This window comes from Priestia sp. BR_2, assembly GCF_041954005.1.
In the GTDB taxonomy this organism is placed as follows: domain Bacteria; phylum Bacillota; class Bacilli; order Paenibacillales; family Paenibacillaceae; genus Paenibacillus_AQ; species Paenibacillus_AQ lautus_A.
On record NZ_JAVFHM010000072.1, the window covers coordinates 1 to 671 of the forward strand.

Here is a 671-nt window from a genome sequence, read left to right on the forward strand (position 1 = left end):
CGTCCATATTAGTATACAATAATCTCAAAATATGTTTTTTAAGGAGATAAAAGGATGACAGCAACTCATAATCAGCTAACAAACGCTTTTCACCGTACACCACACAATCAAAACACATTTCATTTTCTTGATGAAAAAGTAACGCTTCTTGTACCAGGTGAAGATACAAACGGAGCGTACGCCGTGGCACACGTAGTGAAACCAGCAAACCAAGGTCCCCCGCTTCACCTTCACGAACATGAAGACGAAACGTTTTACATAAAGCGCGGCTCAATGATTTTTTACGTAGGAGAAGAAATAATTGAAGCAAAAGCGGGAGATTATGTTTTTGCTCCTCGAGGTATTCAGCATCGCTTTGTAACTGGACCAGAAGAAACAGAATTTATCCTTACTGCTTCTCCTGCAGGCTTTGATTCATTCGTTAAAGAACTCGGTATTTCCGTTCCTGAAAATGCTCCTTTGCCACAAGTAGGACCGCCTACTGAAGAAGAAATTATCGGTTTAGTCACCGTCTCTAAAAAATATGGCATTACCTATCCTGAAATTGAAAAAGCACTGAATAACAAATAAAACAATACATAAAGATCTGCTCTTTACCGGGCAGGTCTTTTTTCTATTTTGATTTCAATTTGGACATGTAATAATTTAACATAATTCTGTCTACACTATAC

At 38.0% G+C, this 671-nt stretch carries 1 protein-coding gene; it reads left to right on the forward strand.

All coding sequences use genetic code 11. From position 1 onward, the window contains the following. The first annotated feature begins 54 nt into the window (after window positions 1-54). Complete coding sequence (locus tag RB298_RS02070) at window positions 55-570, forward strand: cupin domain-containing protein (protein ID WP_486045480.1); 516 nt, start codon at window positions 55-57, stop codon at window positions 568-570. The last annotated feature ends 101 nt before the right edge of the window (window positions 571-671 follow it).

What these genes read in the sequence shown, in the direction of transcription:
- RB298_RS02070 (WP_486045480.1), top strand. Translation starts at nt 55, where the DNA reads ATGACAGCAACTCATAATCAGCTAACAAACGCTTTTCACCGTACACCA.